Origin of the sequence: Streptomyces wedmorensis, assembly GCF_000716445.1 — a bacterium.
In the GTDB taxonomy this organism is placed as follows: Bacteria; Actinomycetota; Actinomycetes; order Streptomycetales; family Streptomycetaceae; genus Streptomyces; species Streptomyces wedmorensis.
On the sequence record NZ_JNWK01000044.1, the window covers coordinates 90,161 to 116,433 of the forward strand.

General features: G+C 73.7%; 24 protein-coding genes and 1 tRNA gene. 11 read left to right on the plus strand and 14 right to left on the minus strand.

Annotated features, from left to right (window positions below):
• Positions 1–17: 17 nt before the first annotated feature.
• Genes OO54_RS29495 through OO54_RS29505 form a run of 3 tightly spaced genes read right to left on the minus strand, consistent with a single transcriptional unit; the run spans position 18 to position 3,530 of the window.
• Entirely contained in the window at positions 18–1,607 is a 1,590-nt protein-coding gene (locus tag OO54_RS29495) for a hypothetical protein (protein ID WP_033208368.1), read from the minus strand.
• Positions 1,598–2,758, minus strand: coding sequence for a hypothetical protein (locus tag OO54_RS29500; protein WP_033208369.1), 1,161 nt, complete (start codon positions 2,756–2,758; stop codon positions 1,598–1,600). The genes OO54_RS29495 and OO54_RS29500 overlap by 10 nt, the downstream gene beginning before the upstream one ends.
• Positions 2,694–3,530 (minus strand): phosphatase PAP2 family protein, encoded by an 837-nt coding sequence (locus tag OO54_RS29505; protein ID WP_033208370.1) that lies wholly within the window; start codon positions 3,528–3,530, stop codon positions 2,694–2,696. Before OO54_RS29505 ends, OO54_RS29500 begins: the two co-directional genes overlap by 65 nt.
• Positions 3,531–3,673: 143 nt before the next feature.
• Here OO54_RS29505 and OO54_RS29510 point away from each other — a divergent pair, with 143 nt between their 5' ends.
• Positions 3,674–4,267: a histidine phosphatase family protein gene (locus tag OO54_RS29510; protein ID WP_033208371.1), complete on the plus strand. Its 594-nt coding sequence runs from the start codon at positions 3,674–3,676 to the stop codon at positions 4,265–4,267.
• A gap of 170 nt (positions 4,268–4,437) precedes the next feature.
• Here OO54_RS29510 and OO54_RS29515 read toward each other — a convergent pair whose 3' ends face one another.
• Positions 4,438–5,724, minus strand: a complete 1,287-nt coding sequence (locus OO54_RS29515; RefSeq protein ID WP_033208372.1) for an NsdA family TPR-like regulatory protein — start codon at positions 5,722–5,724, stop codon at positions 4,438–4,440.
• A gap of 222 nt (positions 5,725–5,946) precedes the next feature.
• Between OO54_RS29515 and OO54_RS29520 the strand changes: the two genes are divergently transcribed.
• Positions 5,947–6,390, plus strand: a complete 444-nt coding sequence (locus OO54_RS29520; RefSeq protein ID WP_033208375.1) for a hypothetical protein — start codon at positions 5,947–5,949, stop codon at positions 6,388–6,390.
• 66 nt (positions 6,391–6,456) lie between these two features.
• Complete coding sequence (locus OO54_RS29525) at positions 6,457–7,323, plus strand: spermidine synthase (protein ID WP_033208376.1); 867 nt, start codon at positions 6,457–6,459, stop codon at positions 7,321–7,323.
• A gap of 68 nt (positions 7,324–7,391) precedes the next feature.
• Here OO54_RS29525 and OO54_RS29530 read toward each other — a convergent pair whose 3' ends face one another.
• Positions 7,392–7,985 (minus strand): hypothetical protein, encoded by a 594-nt coding sequence (locus tag OO54_RS29530; protein ID WP_033208379.1) that lies wholly within the window; start codon positions 7,983–7,985, stop codon positions 7,392–7,394.
• An 87-nt stretch (positions 7,986–8,072) separates the two neighbouring features.
• Between OO54_RS29530 and OO54_RS29535 the strand changes: the two genes are divergently transcribed.
• The 4 genes from OO54_RS29535 to OO54_RS29550 all read left to right on the plus strand — a co-directional run bounded on the left by OO54_RS29535 (position 8,073) and on the right by OO54_RS29550 (position 12,733).
• On the plus strand, positions 8,073–8,774 hold the full coding sequence (locus tag OO54_RS29535) for a response regulator transcription factor (RefSeq protein WP_033208381.1): 702 nt from the start codon (positions 8,073–8,075) through the stop codon (positions 8,772–8,774).
• On the plus strand, positions 8,771–10,177 hold the full coding sequence (locus tag OO54_RS29540) for a sensor histidine kinase (RefSeq protein WP_033208384.1): 1,407 nt from the start codon (positions 8,771–8,773) through the stop codon (positions 10,175–10,177). Before OO54_RS29535 ends, OO54_RS29540 begins: the two co-directional genes overlap by 4 nt.
• Before the next feature lie 166 nt (positions 10,178–10,343).
• A complete protein-coding gene (locus OO54_RS29545; protein ID WP_033208387.1) occupies positions 10,344–11,855 on the plus strand; it encodes a glycoside hydrolase family 18 protein in 1,512 nt (503 codons plus the stop codon).
• Between the two features lie 365 nt (positions 11,856–12,220).
• On the plus strand, positions 12,221–12,733 hold the full coding sequence (locus tag OO54_RS29550) for a hypothetical protein (RefSeq protein WP_033208390.1): 513 nt from the start codon (positions 12,221–12,223) through the stop codon (positions 12,731–12,733).
• A gap of 182 nt (positions 12,734–12,915) precedes the next feature.
• Here OO54_RS29550 and OO54_RS29555 read toward each other — a convergent pair whose 3' ends face one another.
• The 3 genes from OO54_RS29555 to OO54_RS29565 are packed head-to-tail and all read right to left on the minus strand — an operon-like array spanning position 12,916 to position 16,171.
• Entirely contained in the window at positions 12,916–13,740 is an 825-nt protein-coding gene (locus OO54_RS29555; protein ID WP_033208393.1) for a carbohydrate ABC transporter permease, read from the minus strand.
• Positions 13,737–14,792 carry a carbohydrate ABC transporter permease gene (locus OO54_RS29560; protein WP_051787272.1) on the minus strand — a complete coding sequence of 352 codons (1,056 nt, stop codon included), beginning with the start codon at positions 14,790–14,792 and terminating at the stop codon, positions 13,737–13,739. Before OO54_RS29560 ends, OO54_RS29555 begins: the two co-directional genes overlap by 4 nt.
• 38 nt (positions 14,793–14,830) lie before the next feature.
• Positions 14,831–16,171: an extracellular solute-binding protein gene (locus OO54_RS29565; RefSeq protein WP_051787268.1), complete on the minus strand. Its 1,341-nt coding sequence runs from the start codon at positions 16,169–16,171 to the stop codon at positions 14,831–14,833.
• Between the two features lie 190 nt (positions 16,172–16,361).
• On the opposite strand from OO54_RS29565, the gene OO54_RS29570 reads away from it, so the two are divergent.
• Both OO54_RS29570 and OO54_RS29575 read left to right on the plus strand, forming a co-directional pair.
• Positions 16,362–19,013, plus strand: a complete 2,652-nt coding sequence (locus OO54_RS29570; protein WP_033208396.1) for a cellulose binding domain-containing protein — start codon at positions 16,362–16,364, stop codon at positions 19,011–19,013.
• Positions 18,998–19,291 (plus strand): hypothetical protein, encoded by a 294-nt coding sequence (locus OO54_RS29575; RefSeq protein WP_033208398.1) that lies wholly within the window; start codon positions 18,998–19,000, stop codon positions 19,289–19,291. The genes OO54_RS29570 and OO54_RS29575 overlap by 16 nt, the downstream gene beginning before the upstream one ends.
• A 57-nt stretch (positions 19,292–19,348) precedes the next feature.
• Here the strand turns inward: OO54_RS29575 and OO54_RS29580 are convergent.
• From OO54_RS29580 to OO54_RS29595, 4 genes are all read right to left on the minus strand, one after another.
• Positions 19,349–19,421 (minus strand) — tRNA-His (locus OO54_RS29580).
• Between the two features lie 118 nt (positions 19,422–19,539).
• Positions 19,540–20,142, minus strand: coding sequence for an oligoribonuclease (gene orn / locus OO54_RS29585; RefSeq protein WP_033208401.1), 603 nt, complete (start codon positions 20,140–20,142; stop codon positions 19,540–19,542).
• Between the two features lie 116 nt (positions 20,143–20,258).
• Complete coding sequence (locus tag OO54_RS29590; RefSeq protein WP_017237151.1) at positions 20,259–21,422, minus strand: helix-turn-helix domain-containing protein; 1,164 nt, start codon at positions 21,420–21,422, stop codon at positions 20,259–20,261.
• Positions 21,423–21,836: 414 nt separating this feature from the next.
• Entirely contained in the window at positions 21,837–22,232 is a 396-nt protein-coding gene (locus OO54_RS29595; RefSeq protein WP_033208403.1) for a hypothetical protein, read from the minus strand.
• Between the two features lie 343 nt (positions 22,233–22,575).
• On the opposite strand from OO54_RS29595, the gene OO54_RS29600 reads away from it, so the two are divergent.
• Positions 22,576–23,097, plus strand: a complete 522-nt coding sequence (locus tag OO54_RS29600; RefSeq protein WP_015033782.1) for a universal stress protein — start codon at positions 22,576–22,578, stop codon at positions 23,095–23,097.
• Between the two features lie 308 nt (positions 23,098–23,405).
• Positions 23,406–23,966, plus strand: coding sequence for a GPR1/FUN34/YaaH family transporter (locus OO54_RS29605; RefSeq protein WP_033208406.1), 561 nt, complete (start codon positions 23,406–23,408; stop codon positions 23,964–23,966).
• A gap of 166 nt (positions 23,967–24,132) precedes the next feature.
• Here the strand turns inward: OO54_RS29605 and glmS are convergent, their stop codons facing one another.
• Together glmS and OO54_RS29615 are read right to left on the minus strand one after the other, a co-directional pair.
• Entirely contained in the window at positions 24,133–25,950 is a 1,818-nt protein-coding gene (gene glmS, locus OO54_RS29610) for a glutamine--fructose-6-phosphate transaminase (isomerizing) (protein ID WP_033208409.1), read from the minus strand.
• A gap of 44 nt (positions 25,951–25,994) precedes the next feature.
• Entirely contained in the window at positions 25,995–26,270 is a 276-nt protein-coding gene (locus OO54_RS29615; protein WP_033208411.1) for a hypothetical protein, read from the minus strand.
• Positions 26,271–26,273 lie beyond the last annotated feature (3 nt).

Genomic DNA, 26,273 nt, shown 5'->3' on the forward strand with positions numbered 1-26,273 from the left:
ACGTACGTCCTCGGGGATCAAAACACGTCCTCAGGGGTCACGGCGTCGGGCAGTTCGACGGCGTCCGTGCGGGGTGGGCCGCCGTGGGTCCAGGGCGTCTCCTCCGGATCGGGCAGCTTCGGGCCGACGCGCTGCTCGTGCTCGAAGAGCGTCCAGGAGATCCGCTCGCCCTTCTCCGGCACGGAACCCTCCGCGGGCTCCCGCGACCGGCCCATGCGGTCCAGGACACGGAGCACCAGGGAGCCGTCCTCCTCGTGGCGCACGAACTCCGCCGCCTGCGGCTTCCCGTCGAGCGACCGGAACACCTTGGTCTTCTCGCCGAGGTGCGGCCGGTCGTCCGTGCGGACCGCGAGGAGCGGACGCGGCGCGGGCCGCTTCGACTCGGTCCAGGCCATCGTCACCTCGACCACCTCGGCGGTGAACGCCTCGCCCGCGAGCCGCCGACCGGCGAGCACCAGCGGGTCGTCCAGCGCCTCCTGCGCCTCCAGCTGGCCCTGCGCCTGCTCGCGGGCGGCGAGCTTGGAGGCCGCCGTCACGGCGTCGTCCCGGCGCGGCTGCGGCGGCTCACCGGCGGTGACCCGGTCGCGGTGGCCGGTGAAGGACCAGCGGTCGCGGGTCCAGCGGTCCTCGACGCGGGACCCCTCCGGCAGCTCCCGCAGCAGCCCGACCGCCCGCCACACGGCGTCCCAGGTCGGCTTCAGCTGCGACGCCACCAGCCGGCGCAGCTCCCGCTCGGCCGCGTGCAGCTCGCCCAGGCCCCGGTCGGCGGCCTCGCCGTCCTCGGCCGCGCCGAGCGCCTGCCGGGCCCGGTCGTACCGCTCGATCGCCGGTGCGAGGAGCCGGTTGTCGAAGGCCGGGTCGGTCGCGGGCCCGGCCGGCGGGCACAGCAACTGGCCCTGGGCGTCCCGGCCCACCTCGGCCCGCAGCGCCGCCTCGGCGCCCGGCTGCCCTTCGGTCGGATCGATCCAGGCCAGCAGCGCGCCCAGGTGCTGGTCCTCGAGGGAGGACTGGCCGGTCGCCCAGTGCCGGTTGAGCAGGTCGGTCGCCGCGAGCAGCAGCGAGGAGCCGGGCACCCGGGCCCGCTCGCCGAAGTGGGTCAGCCAGCGCCCGAGCAGCGGCACCCGCGGCGGCGCGGGGAACGGCGTCTCGGGGTCCTGCTCGGCCGTCCGCCGGAACCGGGTGGACCGCCCGAGCAGCCGTACGTACTCGATGCCCGCCCGGCTCGGCACGATCAGCTGCGGCGCGTCCGCGCACAGCTCGACCTCCACCTTCACCTTCTTGCCGCTCTCGGGGTCGACCTCGTTGCGCTCCGCCGCCTCGACGACGTCCGTGAACGAGTCGACGTACGGCAGGACCTCCTCCGCCAGGTCGGCGAGGAACGCGAACCGCAGGTCCCGGTCCCGGGGCTGGGCCACCACGAGCAGCCGCGGCTCCTCGGGATCGGTGCCGACGAGCGCGCCCAGCGGGGCGCCCGCCTCGCCGGCGGTCGTCAGCGGCACGAGGACGAGCGGCCGCTCCGACAGACGCCGGTGCCGCACGGTCGCGAGGGGCTGCGCCCGGCCCGACTCGACGGCCTCCATCCGGGCCAGCATGGAGATCAGCGACATCCCGGGCCCTCCGTCCCCGCCAGGGCCTTCCCGCCCGGGAGCCCCGCCGTCGCCAGCGCCTCCGCGCGCAGTGACCGCGCCCGGCGCAGTGCCGCGACCGCCGGGTCCGCCGGATCGCCCTGCTCGCCGCGCGCCGCCGCGAGGACCGCGCCGACCGTCGTCAGGCCGCCGAGCTCGGCCCGTACCGAACGGCCCAGGGTCTCCACCGCGCCGGCCTCGCGGGCCCGCGACCGGCAGTGGAAGGCCAGCTCGCAGGCGGCCAGGCACTCCGGCGCGTACTGGTGGGGCACGCATTCCACGGACGCCGCCAGCTCCTCGGGCGAGCGCTCCGCCACGTCGAAGCTGACGCCCTCCGGCACGGCGGCGGCGATCTCGTCGATCCGGGTCAGCCGGTCCAGCTGGCGGCGGGTGACCGACCGCTGCTTGCGCACGTCGACGACCGACGCGGTCGGCACGTTCGAGAAGTCCTTGGGGCAGACGAGGACGACCGAGTGCGCCACCCGCGCGCCCTCGGTGCGCGCCGCCACCCGTTCGAGCGCGAGCACGTACACCGCGGCCTGCCGGGCCGCCGCGCCGACCTTCGCCGCGTCGGCCGAACCGTCGATCATCGGGAACGACTTGATCTCCACGACCGTCCACCCGCCGTCCGGGCGGACCACCACGGCGTCCGGTTCCAGATAGACCGGCGAGCCCGCCACCTCCAGGGCGAGCAGCGGATGGTCGAGCAGCGTCCATCCGCCGGACCCGGTCGCCTCCCGCAGCGCCAGCGCCGTGCGGGCCGTGCGGCCTTCGGGTCCGGCCGCCGCCAGATCGGGCACGGAGACCTCGCCCGGTTCCTCGGCGCCGATCAGGCGCAGCAGTTCACGGCCGCCGTCCGCCTTCACCTTCGCCTCGAAGGAGTTGCCCCGCACGATCGCGAACTGCGACTGGCCGAAGGGGGCCGGTGAGCCGAGCTTCGCGGCCAGCACGGACTTGTCGACCCCGGCGCCGTCGAGGAGGGCCCGCCGCCGGCAGCCGGGGTTGGCGGCCAGCGCCGCGAGGGCCCGCGCGTCCAGCGGGCGCGGCACGACGGCCGGTCCGCGCAGCTCAGCGAGCAATCGACGTGTCGTCTGCGGCGGTAGGGACGGACCGCTGTCCGGGGATGCGCTCACCCGGGGAAGTCTCCCATCCGCCACTGACAACGGGGGGAGCTTCCGGTTCCCGGCCCCGCCGCCCGGCGACCCGCGGCACGTGCGCGGCGAGGAACAGCCCCGCCCCCATGACGGCCACCCCGGCGACCGCGTCGAGCAGGTAGTGGTTGGCGGTCCCCATCACGACCAGCGCGGTGACCAGCGGATACGCCACCCCCAGCGCCTTCGCCAGTGGCGTCCGCCCGTACCGCCACAGCATCACCCCGCACCACAGCGCCCACCCCACGTGCAGGCTGGGCATGGCCGCGTACTGGTTCGTCATCCCGCCGAGCCCGCGCGGCGCGCTGGCCTCGCCGCCCCACCAGCCGTACGCACTGAAGTGCGCCATCGTGTCGGTGAAGCCGTACACCGGGTCGAGCAGCCGGGGCGGGCAGGTCGGCAGCAGGGTGAAGCCGACCAGGCCGAGGAGGGTGGAGACCATCAGCCAGGTGCGGGCGGACCGGTAGTGCGCGGGGCGGCGACGGAACAGCCACACGAGGATCGCCGGGGTCACGAGGTAGTGCAGGGAGGCGTACGCGAAGTCCGCCGGGATCCCCAGCGCCGGGACGTCCGTGAACAGCCTGTTCAGCGGGTGCTCGGCGTCGATCCCGAGCGCCTCCTCCCTCCGCAGGATCGCGAGCCCGTTCTCCACGGCGGCCGCCTCGTCGCCGCGCACGAGGAGCCGCCCGCCGGTGTACGCCGCGTACACGACGGCGATCAGCGACAGCTCGGCCCACCACCGTGGCTTGCCCATGGATGAAGTCCCCCCAGAAGATGTCCGCCCCGGGGAGGGGACGCCGGACGCCCCCGGGGGGTTGCCCGGGCGTCACCGGGAATTCGGCTGGGCGATGATGGGAGAGGCACGTCCGCACCGTGAACCCCTGGAGCGTCCTTCCCATGGCACCGCGCATCCTGCTCGCCCGGCACGGCCAGACCGAGTGGTCACTTCTCGGCCGGCACACCGGCAGGACCGACATCCCGCTGCTCGACGAGGGGCGGCGCGGCGCGAAGCTGCTCGGTGAGCGCCTGCACCGCGGATCCTGGCAGGGACTGCCGGGCGTCGAGGTCCGCACCAGCCCGCTCGTGCGGGCCGCCGAGACCTGTGAGCTCGCCGGTTTCGGCGAGCGGGCCGAGCCGTGGGACGCCCTCATGGAGTGGGACTACGGCGCGTACGAGGGGATGACCCCGCCCGAGATCCAGGCCGTCCAGCCCGGCTGGTTCATCTGGCGCGACGGCGTCCCCGACGGCGAGACCCTCGGGCAGCTCTCGGACCGCGCCGACGAGGTCGTGAACCGGGTCCGCTCCGCCGACGGGGACGTCCTGGTCTTCGCGCACGGCCACATCCTGCGCTCCATCGCCGCCCGCTGGCTCGGCGAGGACGTGTCCTTCGCGTCCCGCATCCGCCTCGACCCGACGAGCCTCTCGGTCCTCGGCTGGGCGTACGGCGCCCCGGCGCTCGAGCGCTGGAACGACACCGGCCACCTGGAGTAGGACCGGAGGGCGCCCGGCGCGCCCGGCGCGCCCGGCGCCCTGTCGAGCCCGGACCGGGCCGACGCCGATCACCCGACGTCGATCGCCCGGACCCGCAGGCCGGCCCCGCCCGCAGGGTCCGCCCGGGTCCGCCCGGGTCCGCCCCGGTCCGCCCCGGTCCGTACGGATCCTCAGCGCGAGGCGAGGACCCGGTTCGTCTCGGCGAGCATGCCGCGGATGCGGGCCGAGGCGATGCCCTCCATGGAGTCCGCCACGCGCCGCGCCTCCACCGCCGCCTCGTCGAGACGCCCGGCGTACGCCAGGTCCTTGGCGAGGTGGGCCCGATAGAGCGCCAGGTTGCGGGCGAAGTGCGGATTCTGCAGGACCGTGGCCCGGTGGGCGTGGCGGGCCGCCCGCCCCCATTCGCCCAGCGCCGACCAGCACTGCGCCTCCAGGGCCTCCCGCTCCGGCTCGCCGAAGAAGGACATCCACTCGGGGTCGCCGTCGGCCGGACCCCGGTCGAAGAAGCCGTGGGCGCGGCCGAGGGCCTGCTCGCAGGCGGAGCGGTCGCCGAGTCCCGCCCACGCGCCCGCCTCCCGCAGCGACAGCAGCGACCGCAGCCGCGCCGAGTCCAGCGGCTGCGCCGCCCGCAGACCGGCCTGCGCCGCCCGCACCGCCTCGCGGTACCGGCCGGTGTCCCTGGCCAGGAACGAGGTGTTGCAGAACGCGTGCGCCTCCAGAGCCGCGTTCCCTGCCACGCGCGCGGTGGCGAGCGCCTCGGCGTAGTGCGAGCGCGCGTCCTCGTGGCGGCCCGAGTCGTGCGCCAGCCAGCCGACGGAGAGGGAGAGCTCGCCCGCGCCCGCGTGCAGCCGGTCCTCGGTGGAGCGGCGGCCCATGGTGCCGGTGTCGAGCAGCGCGTACGCGGTGCGCAGCGGCTGGGCGGCGACCTTGTAGAGCCCGTCGGCGCCGTGCCGGTCGTCCAGCAGACGGATCCGCCGTACGGCGTCCTCGACGGCCCGCACCTCGGCCTCGCCGATCCGGTGGGTGCCGCGGGGGGCGGGGATCGCGACGGCGGGGCCGCCGAGTCCGAGCGAGGCGGCCGCCAGGGTGGCGGAGCCGCTCGTCATGAATGCGCGACGCAGCACGTCGCTCTCCTCATCGTTCCGGGTGGTGATGGTGGCGGGAGGCGCTGCCCCGGCCGGGACGGCCTGCCGCCGGCCGCGCACCGTCTCCCGCGCGGAGAACCCCAGGTCGGCGAGGCCGAGTCCGGGGAACATGTGCAGGAAGACCCGCTCGTACGCGTAGTTGGGGCAGCGGATCTCCCCCGCTTCCACGCGCCCGATGTAACGGGCGTCGCACGCGACCTGTTCGCCGATCTCCCGCGCCGCCCGGCGGACCGCCGCCGCGAACTCCGCCGGCGAGTGCTGTCCGCGAAGCCGGCGGAAGGCGAGATTGGGAACTGCCCGTGACGTCGCCATGGCGAGCCCTCTCCTGGTGCTGCCGGGTGTCCGGCGGCAAGAACGTACCTGCTGTGACCGGATGCGTACGCTGAGTTTGGCTACAAATCGGATATCTCGCCTGCGATCTGCCATGAACTGCCATCCTTTGCGGCGGCATGGCGCCGTAGCCGTTGACGCGCACGGGCGTTGAACCGTAAAGGAGAGACGGCTCGTGTCTCCTCAGGAGCGAGGAGGGGTCCCATGTCGGAGATCGGTTCGCAGTCGGCCACGCGGCACGCGTCCGCGCCGGACGACGACGCCCCCCAGTCCGCCGCCGAACCCTGGGACCTGGTCACGGTGCCGGTCCGCCAGGGACTCGAGGCGGTCGACATCCTGCGGCGCGGCAGCGCCCCCGCCGTCGGTCCCGTCGTGCACGACGGGACCTGCGACACCCTGGGCTTCCTGGTGCCGCCCGGTACGGCCGCCGCCTGGGACATGCCGGGCAGCGCCTGTACGCGGACCTCGGGGCGCGGCCTGCGCCTTCCCGAGCTGCCGGAGCTGCCCGAGCCCGCGGGCGACACCCCACGGCCGGCCGGCTGGCTGCTGCCCCCCGGCGACACCGACCCGGTCACCGACCCGGTCGTCCTGCGCGAGGCGCTCGGCGAGGCGGCGCGGCTGATCGAGGCGGCCGACGGCTGTCGCTGAGCGGCCCCGTGCGGCGGCGGGGCCCATCTCGGGCGGGTCCGTCCCGAGTGCCCCGATAATGGGGCCGTGGCCAGGAACAAGCAGCGTGACCGGGCGGCGGCGGCCGTCTCCGTCGTCGAGACCGTCGACGGCGGTCTCGCCGAACTCATACCCGACCGGGAACGTCCGCGCGGCTGGACGCTGCTCATCGACGGCGCCCCGCAGTCGCACGTCGACCTGGACGACCCGGCCCACCTCGCCTTCGAGTACCAGCGGCGCCTCGGCCACATCGCCGACCTCGCCGCCCCGCCGAACCGGCCGCTCCAGGTCGTGCACCTCGGCGGCGGTGCCTTCACCCTCGCCCGGTACGTCGCCGCGACCCGGCCCCGCTCCACCCAGCAGATCGTGGAGCTCGACGGACCCCTGGTCCAGCTCGTCCGCCGGGAACTGCCGCTCGACGCGGGCGCCCGCATCCGCGTCCGGTCCACCGACGCCAGGGCCGGGCTCGCCAAGGTCCAGGACGGCTGGGCGGACCTCGTCATCGCCGACGTGTTCAGCGGCGCCCGCACACCCGCCCATCTGACCAGCACCGAGTTCCTCGCCGAGGTGCGGCGGGTGCTGCGGCCCGGTGGCTTCTACGCGGCGAACCTGGCCGACGGCCCGCCGCTGACCCATCTGCGCGGCCAGATCGCCACCGCCGCCGCCGTCTTCCCGGAGCTGGCGCTGACCGCCGACCCGACGGTGCTGCGCGGCCGCCGCTTCGGCAACGCCGTGCTGCTCGCCTCGGACACGGCGCTCCCGGTGGCCGAGCTGACCCGTCGGGTCGCCACCGACCCGCACCCGGGCCGGGTGGAGCACGGGCGGGCGCTCGCCGACTTCGCCGGGGGAGCGGCGCCGGTCACCGACGCGAGCGCCAAGCCGTCGCCCGTACCGCCCGCGTCCGTCTTCCGCTGAGACCGCCGGGCCCGTGCGACCGCCGGGGCCGGTACGCCTGCCGGTTCCGGGAGACCGCCGGGCCCGCGCTACGCCTGCCGGTCCTCGATCTCGACGCGGGGGGCGCTGTCGTGCCAGAGGCAGAAGACCGACAGTTCGCGGCCGTCCTTGGTGAAGGTGACCCGGATCCAGGTGGGCTGCTTCCACACCTGCATCTGCCAGCCGGAGGCGGGTGTCGCCGAGACCAGCTCGGCCGAGGTCTCCCCGAGGTCGAAGGTGACCCGGCCGCCGTCGACCGGATAGCTCTTCACGCCGTCCCCGGACCCCGGGCCTGAGTCGGAACCGGAGTCCGTGGCGGGCGTGCTGGGGGCCGCCGTGGTCGGCTTCGGGGTGCGGGAGGGGGTCGCGGACGGGGTGGCGGCGGTCGTACGGCTCGCGCTCGGAGTGGCCGTCGGGGCGGCCGGACCGGAGGGTTCGGCGGGCCCGGGGCCGTGGGGCGACGAGGCCAGCGGGTCGCTGCCGGAGGCGGCCGTTCCGACGCTGGTGCCGGGTGGCAGCGGCAGCGCGCGCGGGGGGTCGTAGACGGTGCCGGACAGCACGGTGTGCACTCCCCACCAGGACAGGGTGACCGCCGCGCCGGTGGCGAGCGACCAGGCCAGGGCGTGAACGAGTCCTCTTCGCACCGGGACATAGTGCACCACCTGGCGAAGGGCCGTACCGGAGGGTGGAGATTGCTCTCACGTTCCCCCGAATGGCGTACGGTGCGCCCCATGGCAAGTGTGCTCGTGGTCGAGGACGACCAGTTCGTGCGCTCGGCCCTCATTCGGCAGCTGACCGAGGCCTCCCACACGGTACGGAGCGTCGGCACGGCTCTGGAGGCGCTGCGCGAGGTCGCCCATTTCCGCTTCGACGTCGTGATCCTGGACCTCGGTCTGCCCGATCTGGACGGGTCGGAGGCGCTCAAGATGCTGCGCGGGATCACCGACGTACCGGTGATCATCGCGACCGCCCGGGACGACGAGGCGGAGATCGTGCGGCTCCTCCACGCCGGTGCGGACGACTACCTGGTGAAGCCCTTCTCGGTCGACCACCTGTCGGCCCGGATGGCGGCCGTCCTGCGCCGGGCGCGGTCCTCGGCGGGGGACCTGCCGCCGTCGAGGGTGATCCGGGTCGGCGGGCTCACCGTCGACCCGCTGCGCCGTCAGGCGGAGCTGGACGGCGCGGCGTTGGACCTGACGCGGCGCGAGTTCGACCTGCTGGCCTTCCTCGCCGGGCGGCCCGGTGTGGTCGTCCCGCGCAAGGAGCTGCTCGCCGAGGTGTGGCAGCAGTCGTACGGGGACGACCAGACCATCGACGTACATTTGTCATGGCTACGGCGGAAATTGGGTGAAACGGCCGCCCGGCCGCGCTATCTGCACACCCTGCGCGGGGTGGGCGTGAAGCTGGAACCGCCCCGGGAGCCGCAGCCGTGAGATGGGCGCTCGTCAAGGTGTCCCTGGCCGTCACCGTGATGGTCGTCGTCGCCTTCGCCGTACCCCTCGGGCTCGTCGTGAAGGAGATGGCCCGCGACCGGGCGTTCTCCAACGCCGAGCGGCGGGCCGCCGGGCTCGCCCCCGTCCTCGCGATCACCACCGACCGCGACGAGCTGGACAAGGCCGTCGCGACCACCGAGGACGGGGCCACCGGACGGCTCGCGATCCACGTGCCCGCCGCCGAACCCGGCGCGGAACCGCTGGAGATCGGCACCCGGCGGGCCGGCGCCGAGGAGCTCGAGGCGACCCGCAGCCTCGGCCGGGCCTCGATCGCCGAGGTGCCGGGCGGCTTCGCGCTGCTCCAGCCCACCGCGCTCAGCAGCGGCCAGGTCGCCGTCGTCGAACTCTTCGTCCCCGAGGGCGAGGTCACCAACGGGGTCGCCACCGCCTGGCTGGTCCTGGCCGGTGTCGGCGCCGCCCTGATCGTGGGCTCCGTCGCCGTCGCCGACCGCCTCGGCATCCGGATGGTCCGGCCCGCCCAGCGGCTCGCCGGCGCCGCCCACGACCTCGGCGAGGGCAGGCTCGGCGCGCGGGTGCCCGAGGAGGGGCCGCCGGAGCTCAAGTCGGCGGCCGTCGCCTTCAACTCGATGGCCGACCAGGTCGTCCAACTCCTCGCCAACGAACGCGAACTGGCCGCCGACCTCTCCCACCGGCTCCGCACCCCGCTGACCGTGCTCCGGCTCAACGCGGCCTCACTCGGCTCGGGCCCGGCCGCCGACCAGACCCGTGCCGCCGTCGAGCAGCTGGAGCGAGAGGTCGACATCATCATCCGCACGGCCCGGGAGGCGAAGCCGCAGACCCAGGCGACCGGGCCCGGCGCGGGCTGCGACGCCGCCGAAGTGGTGCGCGAACGGATGGACTTCTGGTCGGCGCTGGCCGAGGACGAGGGCCGCCGGGTGCGGGTCGCCGGCGTCGAGCGTCCGGTCCGCATCCCGGTCGCCCGCCCCGAACTCGTCGCCGCGCTCGACGCCCTGCTCGGCAACGTCTTCCGCCACACCCCCGAGGGCACCGCCTTCTCCATCGACCTGCACAACGGCGACGACGCCGTCATCGTCCTGGTCTCCGACGCCGGACCCGGCATCGCCGACCCGGCCGCCGCACTGGCCCGCGGCAACAGCGGCGCCCGGGCCGGGTCCACGGGCCTCGGCCTCGACATCGTGCGGCGGATGGCGGAGACCACCGGCGGCGACGTCCGCATCGGCCACTCGGTCCTCGGCGGCACCGAGGTCCGCGTCTGGATCGGGCTCGACGGCCGCCGCGGCGCCGACGCGGGCCGCCGCGGGCACCGCCCGGCGCGGCGCAGGCGCGGCGGCACGGGGACCCGGCGGGCCGTCGACGGCTGACCGGCGGGGCGTGCCCGGCACGGAACCTTTCCTGGTTCCGATGCCTTCCTTAAGCGGACCGTAAGAATCCCGGCCGGCGTCCCGCTACGCCCATTTGTCCGGTTCCCGCTCGCTAGCGTGCTGCCGCACCCCACCACCACCCCCGGCACGCAGAGGCAGGCACGCGATGGGCACGAGTTCGCACCGGCGCAGGTCGACCACCAGGACCAAGGTCCTCGGAGCGGTCGTCGCGGCGGCCGTCGTCGGCGGCACGGCCGTCGCCCTGACCGGCACCGCGCAGGCCGCGGCCGTCGGCGCCGCGTACACCAGGACCAGCTCCTGGACCGGCGGCTACACCGGCCAGTACGTCGTCACCAACGAGACGACCGGCACCCAGTCGGACTGGACCCTGGAGTTCGACCTCCCGGCCGGCACGACCATCGGCTCCCTCTGGAACGGCGAGCACACCGTCTCCGGCCGGCACGTCACCGTGAAGCCCGCGAGCTGGAACCGGCAGCTGGCACCCGGCCAGTCCGTCACCGTCGGCTTCGTCACGGCGGCCGCGGGCGAGGCCGGCGACCCGGCGAACTGCCTCATCAACAAGGCCGCCTGCTCGTCCGGCGGCCCGGCCCCCACCCCCAGCGGCCGCCCCACCGAGCAGCCCACCGCGACCGCCTCCCCGTCGGCGACCGCCACCGCGAAGCCCACGCCCACCGCCACGGCCACCGCGAGCCCGAAGCCGACCGCGACCGCCACCGTGACGCCCACGCCCACGCCCACCGCGACCTCGACGGGTGCCCCCGCCTCGGCCGCGAAGTACGCCCCGTACGTCGACACCTCGCTCTACCCCGCGTACGACCTGCTCGCGACCGCCGACGCCACCGGCGTCAAGGAGTTCAACCTCGCCTTCATCACCTCCGGCGGCGCCTGCGCCCCGCTGTGGGGCGGGGTCACCGACCTGGCGAACGACAGGGTCGCGGCCCAGATCGGCGCCCTGCGCGCCAAGGGCGGTGACGTCCGCGTCTCCTTCGGCGGCGCCGCCGGTCACGAGCTGGCCCTGAACTGCTCGACCTCCTCGGCGCTCGCCGCCGCGTACGGCAAGGTCGTCGACCAGTACCGGCTGACCAAGGTCGACTTCGACATCGAGGGCGCGGCCCTCCCGGACACCGCCGCCAACACCCGCCGCTCCCAGGCGATCGCCCAGCTCCAGAAGTCCCACCCGGGCCTGAACGTCTCCTTCACCCTGCCGGTCATGCCCGAGGGCCTGACCCAGCCCGGCGTGGACCTGCTCGCCGACGCCAAGCGGAACGGGGTCCGCGTCGACGCGGTCAACATCATGGCGATGGACTACGGGCCGGCGTACAGCGCCGACATGGGCACGTACGCGATCCAGGCCGCGACCGCGACCCAGGCCCAGATCAAGGGGGTCCTCGGGCTCTCCGACGCGGCCGCCTGGAAGGCCGTCGCCGTCACCCCGATGATCGGCGTCAACGACGTGGCGAGCGAGGTCTTCAAGGTCGACGACGCCACCCAGCTGGTCGACTTCGCGAAGTCCAAGGGCATCGGCTGGCTCTCGATGTGGTCCTCGACCCGGGACAAGCAGTGCGCCGCGGGGGCCGTGAACTACGCCGACGCCACCTGCTCCTCGATCCTCCAGCAGCCGCTGGCCTTCACGAAGGCCTTCGCCGCCTACAAGTAGCCGCCCCCGGCCCCGCATCCCCCGGCCCCGCATCCCCAGGCCCCCCACACCCCCCAGGCCCCCCACACCGCGCGCCCCGGTCGGAGTCACCCCACCCGCCGACCGGGGCGCGCACCCCTTTCCGCCCTCCGTCAGGAGACGGGCGAGGTCTCCCGTTCGTCGTCGTAGTCGTCGCAGATCGCCCGGGCCCGACGACGCGGCGGACCCGCCGAGCGGGCTCGTGCTCGCCCGGGTGGTCCGCCCTGGCGGGGGTCCGAACGACCGGGTCGTGCGGCGGGCGGGTTCTCCGGTGGGCCTTCATGCTGGAGGGGAGTCGTGTCGATGGCACCGCGGAGTCGGCGGTCGGAAACCTGCTGGAGGCCGGAATGCGCCGAACCGAGGACGGTGCGGCCCGGAGGGCGGAGCGTCGCGAGCACGCCGACTACACCGGCGCCGTCTACGGGTCCATGCTCGCGGCCTCCGTCGTCGTCGGTGCCGGCAGCCTGGGCCAGTTTCCGCGCATCGAGCTCGTCGTGCTCCTTCTGCTCACCGGCGCCGTGTTCTGGATCGCGCACGTGCACGCGACGCTGTTCGGTGAGCGGCTGGCGCAGCGGTCACCGAGCCGCCGGATCGTGCTGCGCGCCTGCCGTGACGAGTGGCCGATCCTCAAGGCGGCGATCCCGCCCGCCGTGGCGGTCGCGGTCAGTCCGCTCCTGGGCCTGGACATGGCCGGTACCCTCTGGCTGGCACTCGGAGTCGCGATCGCCGGTCAGATCGGGTGGTCCGCGGCAGCCGCCCGCCGGGTCGGAGCCTCATGGCGCGAGGTGACTGTCACCGCCACGGTCAACCTGGTGCTCGGCCTGTTCATCGTCGCCTTCAAGCTGCTGCTGAAGCACTGAAGCACTGAAGCACTGAAGCACTGAAGCACTGAAGCACTGAAGCACTGACGCCGACGTGGACGCGATCGAGCGCACCGCAAGCGGCGAGCCCGGACCCGTCCCCCGCAACGCCTCACGCCTGAAGGCGGGTCGCCGCGGCCACTGCGCGCACCGGACGTGGACGAAGAGGGCGCGGACATCGCTCAGCCCTTCACCGCGCCCCGCATCACCCCGCCCACGATGTGCCGTCCGAACAGCGCGAGCACCACGAGCAGCGGCAGCGTGCCGAGCAACGCCCCCGCCATCACCACCGACTGGTCGGGCACCGCCCCCCGCCCCAGACCCGTCAGCGCCACCTGCACCGTCGGGTTCCCGGTCTGCGTCAGCGCGAGCACCGGCCAGAAGAAGTCGTTCCAGGCCGCCACGAACGACAGCATCCCGAGCACCGCCATCGCCGGCCGCGCCACCGGCAGCACCACGTGCCACACCGTCCGCGCCGTTCCCGCTCCGTCCATCCGCGCCGCCTCCAGGAGTTCGGACGGCAGCGCCCGCCCCAGGTGCTGGCGCATGAAGAAGACCCCGAAGGCCGACACGAGCGACGGCAGGACCACCGCCTGGAGCTCGTCCGTCCAGCGGAGCCGCGCGATCAGCAGATAGAGCGGGACCACCCCCAGCTGGGGCGGGATCAGCATCGTCGCGCCCACGAGCAGGAGCAGCGTGCCCCGGAACCGGAACCGCAGTTTGGCGAAGGCGAAACCGGCGAGCGTGGCGAACAGCACCGTGCCGGCCGCCACCGTCCCGGCCACCACGGCGGTGTTCGCCAGCGCCTCGCCGAGCCGGGCGTCGGTCCACGCGATCTCCACGTTCCGCGGCAGGTTGCGCCCGAACCGGAAGGGCGGCGGGGTGGCCGCGAGCCGGGTGTTCGTCCGCGAGGCCGCCACCGCCGTCCACACCAGCGGGAACAGGGAGACGACCGCGAACAGCGTGAGCAGGGTGTACGTACCCCAGCCGGCCCGCACCGTCCTCATCGCCGCCTCCCGTCACGTCCGGACCGTCCGGACCGCGCGTGTCCGAGCCCCTCGCGTGCGGACTCCCGGCGTGCGAGCAGCGCCCGCGCCACCCGGACCGCGCCGAACACGACGACCAGGATCAGGAGCATGGTCCAGGCGATCGCCGCGGCCCGCCCCAGATGGAGGTTCACCCAGCCCTGCTCGTACAGGTAGAGGCCCAGCGTCTGGAACTGGTGGTCCGCGCCGCCCGTCGCGCCCGCCCCGCTGCCGAACAGCAGCGGCTCGCCGAAGAGCTGCGTCGCGCCGATCGTCGACACGAGCACCGTGAAGGCGATCGCCGGCCGCAGCCCCGGCAGCGTCACGTGCAGGAACTGGCGCCACCGCGAGGCCCCGTCGAGGGACGCCGCCTCGTACAGCTCGGGCGGGACGGTCTGCATCGCCGCCAGATAGATCAGCGCGTTGTAGCCGGTCCAGCGCCAGATCACGATCGACGCCACCGCGAACTTCGACGCCCACGGCCCGTTCTGCCAGTCCACCGGGTCGAGGCCGGCCAGCCCGAGCGCCCAGTTGGCCATCCCGTGGTCCCGGCCGAAGAACAGCGCGAACACCAGGGTCGCCGCCGCCACCGACGTGGCGTACGGGGCGAGCGCCACGACCCGGAACACCCCCCGGCCCCGCAGCCGCACGTCGAGCAGGTGTGCCACGCCGAGCGCGAGCAGCAGCTGCGGGACGGTGGCGAGGATCCCGATGGTGACCGTGTTCGCCAGGGCGTTCCAGAAGAACGTGTCGTCGGCGAGGCGCGCGTAGTTGTGCACCCCCACCCACTGCCGCTCGTCCGGCGCGGTCAGCTCCATCCGGTAGAGCGACGCCCAGGCGGTGGCGGCCAGCGGGAACACCCCGAAGGCGCCGAAGAAGACGAAGAACGGCGCGACGAGCACGTACGGAGTCCAGCGCGAGCCGGTACGGACGCGTCGGGGCGCGGCACCGCGGCCCGCACGGCGGGCGCCGCGGGCCCTGCCGCGGGGGTCCGGCCCGTCCGCCGGTCCCGTCGCGGTCCTCGTCCGCGTCATGCCGGCCGCTCCGGCCGGCGCGTCGTCCGTCATCCGGGTCACCGGTCCAGCGCGTTGTCGATCGCCTGCATCGCCGCGTGCCAGGCCGAGTCCGGCGCGCGGCCCGTCTGGTCGACCTGGAGCATCCCGACGTCGGCCAGGGTCTGGGAGACCAGGGCGTCCTTCGGCCCGATGGGGGCCCGGGGGACGCCGAGCGCCGCCCTGGCGAAGATCGCGCCGACCGGCGCGTCGCCGAAGTAGGGGTGCCGGGCGTCCGCGACCTCCGGGAGGGCGTAGGCGGCCGAGGCGCTGGGGAAGCTGCCGCGCCGCGCGAAGAGCGTCGCCTGCTGGGCGGGCGCGGTCAGCCAGGCCGCGAGCCGGGCCGCCTCGGCGCGCCGCCGCCCGGCGGACGGCACGACGAGGAAGGAGCCGCCCCAGCTGCCCGGCCGGGGCGCCGGGGCCACGTCCCACCTGCCCCGCCCGGCCGGTCCCGCCTTGTCCTCGATGTAGCCGAGCATCCAGGCGGGACAGGCGATGGTCGCGAACGTCCCGTTCGCGAAGGCCTGGTCCCAGCCCGGGGTGAACTGCTGGAGCCGGGCGGTCAGTCCCTGCCGGGCGAACGCGGCCGCGAGGTCCCAGGCCGCCCGTACGGCGGGGTTCTCCGCCACGATCAGGTCGCCCCGTTCGTCGTAGTACCGCAGGGCCGCGCTGCCGGTGACCGCCGCCAGGACCCCGGACGCGGAGTCGGTGAAGACCGTGCCCTCCGGGGCCCGCTCGCGGTAACGGAGGCCCGCCGCCAGGTACTTGCGCCAGTCACCGGCCCACAGCCGCCCGACGGCGTCCCGCTCGGTCGGCAGTCCGGCCCGCGCGAAGAGGTCCTTGCGGTAGCAGACGGCCTGCGGCCCGATGTCGGTGCCGAGGGCGAGCGTGCGGCCGTCGGCGGCGGTGCCCTGCGCCCACTTCCACGGCAGGAACGCCCGCCGGTCGACGCCGGGGGCCGTGCCGAGCTCGTCGAGCCGCTCCGCCTGGGTGGCGAGCACCTCGGCGATGTTGCCGACCTCGACGGCCTGGACGTCGGCGAGGCCGGAGCCGGCGGTGAGGTGGGTGAGCAGCTGCGGGTAGTAGACGTCGTTGCGGGTGAGGGAGGTCTGCCGGACGGCGACGTCCGGGTGGAGCCGCATGTACGCGTCGTAGAGGCCGGCCTCCTGGAAGCCGAAGGTGCCGAACACGCCGACGGTGAGGGTGACCGGTCGCCCGCGGCCGTCGACCGGGTCGCGCGCGGAGACCGGGCGCGGCTCGGCCGGGTCCATCGCGCAGCCGGCGGCGGGCCCCAGGCCGAGCAGGAGGGCGAGGGCGAGCCCGTACGCCCCGCCGCGCGTCCGTCTCCGTCTCCACCCCATGGCGCCCGACCGTAGTGCGGCGCCTTCCGCGGGGCCGGGGACAGCTCGCCGGGAGGGCGGAACTCGCCGCTCCCGCTCACCCGTTCGGCCGACGATCGTCGAACGTCTTCGACGACGTCGGGACCTTGACCGTGTTCTGACGTCCACTCAATAGTGGGAGCGCTCCCATTCAATCTTCGACAGGACCCCCATGCGCAGAACACGTCACCTCCTGGCGGGGCTCGCCCTCACCGCCGGGCTCCTCGGGACGGCGGCACCCGACGTCACGGCGGCACCGGCACCCGCCGACCCCGCCGCCACGAGCACCTCGTACAGCTGGAAGAACGTCCGGATCGACGGCGGCGGCTTCGTCCCCGGCATCGTCTTCAACCGGGCCGAGAAGAACCTCGTCTACGCCCGCACCGACATCGGCGGCGCCTACCGCTGGAACCAGGCCACCGCCACCTGGACCCCGCTCCTCGACTCCGTCGACTGGGACCACTGGGGCCACACCGGGGTCGTCGCCCTCGCCACCGACAGCGTCGACCCGAACCGGGTGTACGCGGCCGTCGGCACGTACACCAACGACTGGGACCCCGGCAACGGCGCCGTCCTGCGCTCCGCCGACCGGGGCGCCACCTGGCAGCGCGCCGACCTCCCCTTCAAGCTCGGCGGCAACATGCCGGGCCGCGGCATGGGCGAACGCCTCGCGATCGACCCGCACCGGAACAGCGTCCTCTACCTCGGCGCGCCCAGCGGCAACGGCCTCTGGCGCTCCACCGACTCCGGCGCCACCTGGGCGAAGGTCACCTCCTTCACCAACCCCGGGAACCACCAGCAGGACCCGACCGACACGAGCGGCTACAACTCCGACGAACAGGGCGTCGTCTGGGTCACGTTCGACGAGTCCACCGGTACCGCCGGCACCGCCACCCGCACCATCTACGCCGGCGTCGGCGACAAGGACAACGCCGTCTACCGCTCCACCGACGCCGGCGCCACCTGGACCCGGCTCCCCGGCCAGCCCACCGGCCACCTCGCCCACAAGGGCGTCCTCGACGCGGCGAACGGCCACCTCTACCTCGCGTACAGCGACAGGGCGGGCCCGTACGACGGCGGCAAGGGCCAGGTCTGGCGGTACGCCACCGCCACCGGCGCGTGGCAGAACATCAGCCCCGCCGCCGAGGCCGACACCTACTACGGCTTCAGCGGCCTCACCGTCGACCGGCAGCACCCCGGCACCGTCATGGTCTCCGGCTACAGCTCCTGGTATCCCGACACCCAGATCTTCCGCTCCACCGACAGCGGGGCGAGTTGGACCAGGGCCTGGGACTACACCTCGTACCCCGACCGGACCGAGCGCTACACCATGGACGTCTCCTCCGCCCCCTGGCTGACCTGGGGCGCCAGCCCCGCTCAGCCCGAGAAGTCGCCGAAGCTCGGCTGGATGACCGAGGCCCTGGAGATCGACCCCTTCGACTCGAACCGCATGATGTACGGCACCGGGGCCACGCTCTACGGCACCACCGAACTCGCCCGGTGGGACACGGGCGGGAAGTTCACCATCAGGCCGATGGTCCAGGGTCTCGAGGAGACCGCCGTCCTCGACCTGGCCTCCCCGCCCACCGGGGCACCGCTCATCAGCGCCCTCGGCGACATCGGGGGCTTCCGGCACACGGACCTCACCAAGGTCCCGTCGATGATGTTCACCGGACCCAACTTCACCTCCACCACCAGCGTCGACTTCGCCGAGACCGAGCCCGACACCGTCGTACGGGCCGGTCACCTCGACGGCGGCCCCCGCGTCGCCTTCTCCACCGACAACGGTGCGAACTGGCGTGCCGGACAGGAGCCTTCGGGCGTCACGGGCGGCGGCACCGTCGCCGCCTCCGCCGACGGCAGCCGCTTCGTGTGGAGTCCGGACGGCACCGGCGTCCACACCGGCACCGGAGGCGCCTGGACGGCCTCCACCGGCATCCCGGCGGGCGCGACCGTCGAGTCCGACCGCGTCGACCCGCTGACCTTCTACGGCTTCAAGTCCGGCACCTTCTACGTCAGTACGGACGGCGGCGCGAGCTTCACCGCGAAGGCCACGGGCCTCCCCGCCGAGGGCCCGGCCCGCTTCAAGGCCGTCCCCGGCAGGAAGGGAGACATCTGGCTCGCCGGCGGATCCACCGCCTCCACGTACGGCCTCTGGCACTCCACCGACGGCGGCGCCGCCTTCACCCGCGTCGCCGGAGTCGACCAGGCCGACACCGTCGGCTTCGGCAAGGCCGCCCCGGGAGCCTCGTACCCCGCCCTCTACACCAGCGCGCGGATCGGCGGCGTCCGCGGCATCTTCCGCTCCACCGACGCGGGCGCGAGCTGGGTCCGCGTCAACGACGACGCCCACCAGTGGGGCTGGACCGGCGGCGCGATCACCGGCGACCCCCGGGTCTACGGCCGGGTGTACGTCTCCACCAACGGACGCGGCATCGTCTACGGCGACACCACCGAGACCGGCGGCGGGGACGGCGGCACCGACCCCGGCACCCCGCCCACCGGCACCTGCAAGGTCGCCTACGAGGTCGTCAACCAGTGGCAGGGCGGCTTCCAGGCGGACGTCACCCTCACCAACACCTCCACCACCGCCTGGACCGGCTGGAAGCTCGGCTGGGACTACCCCGCCGGCCAGCGGATCGGCCAGATGTGGAACGCGACCCCGGCCCGGACCGGCACCGCGGTCACCGCGCAGAACGCCGCCTGGAACGGCTCCGTCGCCGCCGGCGCCTCCGCGTCCTTCGGCTTCACCGGCAGCTGGACCGGCACCAATCCCGTACCCGCCGCCTTCACCCTCGGAGGCGCGACGTGCTCCGTCGCCTGATCACCGCGGCGGCGCTCCTGGCCGCCGCCCTCACCACCCTGCCCGCCGGCGCCGCCTCGGCCGCCGACACCCCGCTGCGGGACCTCGCCGCCGCCCGCGGCGTCCACCTCGGCACCGCCGTCACCTCGGGAAGGCTCACCGGCGGGTACGCGGACGTCGCCGGGGGCCAGTTCGGCCCGGTCACCCCGCCCGCCCCCGGTGTGTGCTCCGTCACGTACGCCGTCACCGGCCGGTGGACGGGCACCAACCCGCCCCCGGCGGCCTTCACCTGCACCTGAGGCACACGAAAAACGGCCGAGGCCCCGGTTCTTCCGAACCGGGGCCTCGGCCTTCAGGGTGAGTAACGGGACTCGAACCCGCGACATCCTGGACCACAACCAGGTGCTCTACCAGCTGAGCTATACCCACCATGACCGGCGGTTTCCCCGAAGGTTTCCCTGACCGGCCGAGAAGAAGTCTACAGGGTCCTGGAGGGTGCTCGCGCCCGCGTTTTCCCGAGCGGGTTTTCGAGGGCGCGAGCGGGCGGCTATTCGGCGGGCAGGACGTGCCGGGCCGCGATCCGCTTCGCGGTCTCCGAGTCCGGGCCGGGCTGCGGGACGAAGATCGCCTCGCGGTAGTAGCGCAGCTCGGCGATGGACTCGCGGATGTCGGCGAGCGCCCGGTGGTTGCCGTTCTTCTCCGGACTGTTGAAGTACGCCCTCGGGTACCAGCGGCGGGCCAGCTCCTTGACCGAGGACACATCGACGATCCGGTAGTGCAGGTGGCTCTCCAGGGCCGGCATGTCCCGTGCGAGGAAGCCGCGGTCCGTGGAGACCGAGTTCCCGCACAGCGGCGCCTTGCCCGGCTCCTTCACGTGCTCGCGGATGTACGCCAGCACCTGCGCCTCGGCGTCGGCGAGAGTCGTCCCGTCGGCGAGCGCGTCGAGCAGCCCCGAGGACGTGTGCATCTGGCGCACGATCTCGGGCATGGTCTCCAGGGCCGCGTCCGGCGGGCGGATCACGATGTCCACGCCTTCGCCGAGCACGTTCAGTTCCGAGTCGGTGACCAGTGCGGCCACCTCGATGAGTGCGTCGTCCGTCAGCGAGAGCCCGGTCATCTCGCAGTCGATCCACACCATGCGATCGTTCATGTGTCCACCTTAGGGGCTCCAGGGCCTGCCCGAGCAGGCCGACGGGCGCCCGGGGAGGTGTCCCCGGGCGCCCGTCGGTTCTGCGGTGCGCGGCTTGTGGCCGTGCGGGTCTTCGGTTACGGCGCGCTGCGCTGGCCCGGCAGGGAGGCGCGGCCGGGCGCGTAGGCGTCGGACTGCGGCTTGCCCGGGTCGAGCGGCGAGCGCCTGACGCCTGCCGGGACCTGGACGGGCACGACCGGGTCGAGCACGGCCGTGCCGGCCTCGCCCTGCGGCCGCCGGGCGCGGTACGCCGCCCGGTAGGCGGCCGGCGAGGAGCCGAGCTGGCGCCGGAAGTGGCCGCGCAGCGCCACCGGGGAGCGGAAGCCGCACCTGCCCGCGACCTCGTCGACCGAGTAGTCGGAGGTCTCGAGCAGCCGCTGCGCCTGGAGCACCCGCTGGGTGATCAGCCACTGGAGGGGGGCCGAGCCCGTCAGCGAGCGGAACCGGCGGTCGAAGGTCCGCCGTGACATGTACGCGCGGGCAGCCAGGGTCTCCACGTCGAACTGCTCGTGGAGGTGCTCCAGCGCCCAGGCGACGACCTCGGCCAGCGGGTCGGCGCCGATCTCCTCTGGTAAAGACCTGTCGAGGTAGCGCTCCTGACCGCCGCTGCGCCGCGGCGGGACGACCAGCCGGCGCGCCAGCGCGCCCGCGGCCTCGGTGCCGTGGTCGGTCCGCACGATGTGCAGACACAGATCGATTCCGGCCGCGGTGCCCGCGGAGGTCAGCACGTCCCCGTCGTCGACGAAGAGCTCCCGCGGGTCCACGTGGACCGACGGATAGCGCTTGGCGAGCGTCGGCGCGTACATCCAGTGCGTGGTCGCCGGGCGGCCGTCGAGCAGGCCGGCCGCGGCGAGGACGAACGCACCGGTGCAGAGGCCGACGATCCTGGCCCCCTCCTCGTGCGCGCGGCGCAGCGCCTCGAGTGCCTCCGGCGGCGGCGGCGAGGTGATCGACCGCCAGGCGGGGACGACGACGGTCCCCGCGCGGCTGATCGCCTCCAGGCCGTACGGCGCGGTGAGTTCGAGCCCGCCGGTGGTGCGGAGCGGACCGTCCTCGCCTGCGCAGACGAGCAGCCGGTAACGGGGCACTCCGGCGTCCTGCCGGTCGATGCCGAACACGGAGAGCGGGATGGAGCTCTCGAAGATGGGGCCGCCACTGAACAGCAGCACCGCGACGACTTCGCGACGGCGGCGCCCGGACAGCTTCCGTGCGGCCTCCGGTGCGGCGGAGTCCTGGCTCATGACGCTAAGCCCCCCTCGGTGTTCGCGTCTCCCTGGTCGTGTCGCTGCTGCACGTTTCCCCTCGGTTTTGCACGAGACCCCAGTCTTCGGTACCCATGATCGAATCTACTGTGTCCCGTGGCGCCGGCGTGACAAGTTCTCCATCCGGTGGATTGTCGACAAGGCAACTTGGCGTGAAGCGATCGATCGCGATGTCTCCCCTCCTCCGGGCGCGCGACAGCGGACGCGACGACGAACGACCCCGTACATGGGGGGTACGGAGCCTGGGGCCAGGGCGCTCGGCGGTCCCTGTACCGGGGTTGGGCAATCGTTCCGCCAAGGACTCGCCGACACGTTGAACTTGGCTGAAAACATATGGGGTCGGGTGTACGAACCTGTCAACTCCAAGGGGTGTGGAGGCGACCCGTACCCCGCTCAGGCCCGCTCGCGGCGCCCGCGGCGGGCGCCCTCGGAGCGTAGTCCGCGCTCCGAGCGGCGCAGCAGCACCCGGCAGGCCGCCGTCACCGAGACGAGCCCGAACGCGGTCCCGGCGGCCCCACCGAGCGAGGTGCCGTAGACGACGAGCACCACCGGGACCAGCGCGCAGCAGAAGACCGCCCAGCGGACGACGTCGTCGGCCGGGCCCCCGGCCCCCGCCCCCGTGACCGCCGCCGTCCCCGTGACCGCCGCCGTCCCCGGGTCCGGCTCCGCGACGGCGACGGCGACGGCGGTCGGCGAGGGGGCGGGGGCCCGGCGGCGGCCGCGGGGCGCGCCGAGGGTGGGGGAGGGGGCGGCGGAGGTCTGGCCGGCGGCGGTCGATGGTGCGGGCACGGGCGGTCTCCCTGCGACGGTGGGCTGGACCTGTGGCAACGAGGAATGGAACGTTCCGGTCACTCTGGGCGACGTCCGTTTGGCCCCCGTACGGACGCCTGTAGGGCACAACCGGCATTGCCAGATCCCGAGCCGCTCGTGCATGCTCCCTGGGACGCCGCGCGCGAGCGGTGCGCACGCCGGGAGTGACACGGCGGGCTCTGGGCAGGAGAGGAGTGGCGCCGTACCCTTGGGGGTATGGGGTTGGGAAGATGATTCCCGGACACAGCTCCGCCGTCACCCGTCGTTCGTCCCCTTCTTTTCCCCGTCCCTTCCCACGAGGACCCTCTTCGCCGAGACACCGATGGCCGGTCACGAATTCCCCGAACCCGCGGACCGCAAGCGCGTCGCCGATTCCACGGTCGACCCCCTGGCGGTAGAACAGCCACGTCACGCCTGCGACCCGGCCTTCCGGCACGGGGTCGTCGTCGGCTTCGACGGCTCCACGTCCAGTGAGCGAGCCCTCGCGTACGCCATCGGCATGGCCAGGCGCTCCGGATCGGGCCTGATCATCGTGCACGTGGCCAACCGGCTGCCCACCACGGTGTGGGCCGGCTGTGAACCGCCCGTCTTCGTCGACGTGCCCGACCACCGCACCGAGGTCCTGGGCCTGGAGCTGGCCTGCGCCGAGCACCTCTCCGAGGTGCCGTGGATCCTCGTCGAGCGCGGCGGGGACATCTGCCACGAGCTGGAGGAGGTCGGCCGCGAGTACTCGGCCGACGCCATCGTGGTCGGCTCCACGCACGGGATCGTCGGGCGGATCTTCGGCTCGGTGGCCGGCCGCCTCGCGCGCCGCGCCCAGCGCCCCGTCATCGTCATCCCGTAACTCTTCCGAGGGAACCCGGCGACTCCCCCGCGGCTCCGCGGCGGTGTGCGGGGACCCGCGGCGAGGCCCGTCGTGCGAACCCTGCGTAACGGTCGCGCGACTCCCGCGCCGGGCTCGCGCCGGCCGGTCGTCCCGTGCCCGAGGCCCCCTCCCGCCCCGGACGATCCGTCAGGCCTCTCCCTCAACTGCCGTCATCCGGCCATAAATTCGGCCTTCCTCAGGTGAATTGTGTGCTTGTGAAGGGTACATAAAGGTCACCGGATCACAGCAGCTCACGCAGCACGACTGCACACTGAAGGGAGCCCGCCGTGGACAACGAAGTCGCCGCGGGAAACACCGCCTCCACTCTCGGACACCTCGCTCTCGGACTGACCCTGCTGGCCTTCGGCCTGGGCGGCACGGGGGTCATCGACAACGTCGCGGCAGCGGATGCCGCGGGCCTCGCCACCTGGGTCGGTGGGGTCACGCTCTTCCTCGTCGGTCTCCTCGCCCTCCGGGCGGGCGACAAGGGAGAGGGCACGGCGTACGCCGGGCTCGGCGCCTTCTGGTTCACCTGGGGAACCGGGGTCGGCGGCGCCGGCTCGGCCGACGCCGCGGGTCTGTTCCTCCTCCTGTGGGCGCTCCTCGCGCTCACGCTGACCATGGCCTCATCGGGCAGCGGACTCTTCGGACAGGGCGTGTACGGGCTGCTGTTCGTCGCGCTGCTGCTGCTCGGCATCGGCGCCCTCGTCGACAACAGCGGCCTCGGGAAGGCGGGCGGCTGGGTCGCCGCCCTCGCCGGCCTCGTCGCCTGGTACGGCGCCACGGCGGCGGTGGCGGGCTGGCCGACGTCGCTCCGCCGCGCGGCGAGCGCTCCGGCCGCCGGCTGACGCCACGGGTCCGGTGACCCCGTCACCGAACCCGGCCCGGGCAGGAGAAAGACAGCGGTCCCCGTGCACCTGGGTGTGCACGGGGACCGCTGCGTGGGTCAGGCCGAGTTCCGCCGGGGGACAGGCCCGGCGGTGCGGCTCGGGGGGACAGGCCCCGAGGCCGCCGCTACTCGACCGTGACGGACTTGGCCAGGTTGCGCGGCTTGTCGATGTCGCGGCCCATGGCGAGCGCCGTGTGGTAGGCGAGGAGCTGGAGCGGGATGCCCATCAGGATCGGGTCCAGCTCGTCCTCGTTCTTCGGCACGACGATGGTGTGGTCGGCCTTCGCCTGCGGCTGGTGCGCGACCGCGAGGATGCGGCCGCTGCGGGCCTTGATCTCCTCCAGGGCGGCGCGGTTCTTCTCCAGCAGGTCGTCGTCGGGGACGATCGCGACCGTCGGCAGGGCCGGCTCGATGAGGGCGAGCGGGCCGTGCTTCAGCTCGGAGGCGGGGTAGGCCTCGGCGTGGATGTAGGAGATCTCCTTCAGCTTGAGGGAGGCCTCCAGGGCGACGGGGTAGCCGCGCACCCGGCCGATGAACATCATCGACTGGGCGCCCGCGTACTCCGCGGCGATCTTCTTGATCTCGTCCTCGGTCTCGAGGATCTCGCTGATCTGCGCGGGCAGCTTGCGCAGGCCCTCGATGATCCGCTTGCCGTCGGTGACGGACAGGTCGCGGATGCGGCCCAGGTGCAGGGCGAGCAGCGCGAAGGCGGTGACCGTGTTGGTGAAGCACTTGGTGGAGACGACGCAGACCTCGGGGCCGGCGTGGACGTACACGCCGCCGTCGGCCTCGCGGGCGATGGCGGAGCCGACGACGTTGACGACGCCGAGGACGCGGGCGCCCTTCCGCTTGAGCTCCTGGACGGCGGCGAGCACGTCGTAGGTCTCACCGGACTGGGAGACGGCGATGTAGAGGGTGTCGGGGTCCACGACCGGGTTGCGGTAGCGGAACTCCGAGGCCGGCTCGGCGTCGGCGGGGATGCGGGCCAGCGACTCGATGAGCCCGGCGCCGATGAGGCCGGCGTGGTACGAGGTGCCGCAGCCGAGGATCTTGATGCGGCGGATGGAGCGGGCCTCGCGGGCGTCCAGGTTCAGGCCGCCGAGGTGCACGGTGGAGAAGCGGTCGTCGATCCGGCCGCGCAGCACGCGGTCGACCGCGTCGGGCTGCTCGGAGATCTCCTTGTGCATGTACGTGTCGTGGCCGCCCATGTCGTAGGAGGCGGCCTCCCACTCGACGGTCTCGGGGGTCGCGGTGGTGGAGGCGCCCGCGACCGTGTAGGTGCGGAAGTCGTCGGCCTTGAGGGTGGCCATCTCGCCGTCGTCGAGGGTGACGACCTGGCGGGTGTGGGCGATCAGAGCGGCGACGTCGGAGGCGACGAGCATCTCCTTCTCGCCGATGCCGAGGATGACCGGGGAGCCGTTGCGGGCCACCACGATGCGGTCGTTGAAGTCGGCGTGCATCACGGCGATGCCGTAGGTGCCCTCGATGACCTTGAGCGCCTCGCGGACCTTGTCCTCGAGGGTCTCGGCCTGGGAGCGGGCGATGAGGTGGGTGATGACCTCGGTGTCCGTCTCGGAGGTGAAGACGACGCCGTCGGCCTCCAGCTTGGCGCGGAGCTCCTGGGCGTTGTCGACGATGCCGTTGTGGACGACGGCGACCTTGTTCTCGGGGTCCAGGTGCGGGTGCGAGTTGATGTCGCTCGGCGCGCCATGGGTGGCCCAGCGGGTGTGGGCGATGCCGGTGGTGCCGGTGAAGCGCTTGGGGACGCGGGCTTCGAGCTCACGGACCCGGCCCTTGGCCTTCACCATCTTCAGGCCGGTGGCCTTCGGGCTGGTGATGACCATGCCGGCGGAGTCGTAACCCCGGTACTCGAGGCGCTGCAGGCCTTCCAGCAGCAGCGGGGCGACGTCGCGCTTACCGATGTAACCGACAATTCCGCACATAAAGGTGAAACCCCTCCAGATCGGTGAGTGTGCCCGGCCGTGACTCAGCCGTAGACGATGCGCCGCAGCTGCCGGAGCGACAGTTCCTGCGGCGCCACGGCCCGGTGCGGCAGCTCGCCCGAGATCCGTTCGAAGATCTCGGCGTTCACCGCCCCGCCGGACTGCAGTTCGCGGTGGCGGCGGCGGACGAACTCCTCGGTCGTCTCGTCGAAGTACGCCAGCACGTCGAGCACCACCCGGGCGGCCTCACCGCGCCGGAGCGCGGTGCTGCGGACCAGGTGGTCGATGAGGTCGTCATGCGACGGGCGGCGTTCGAGCACTCG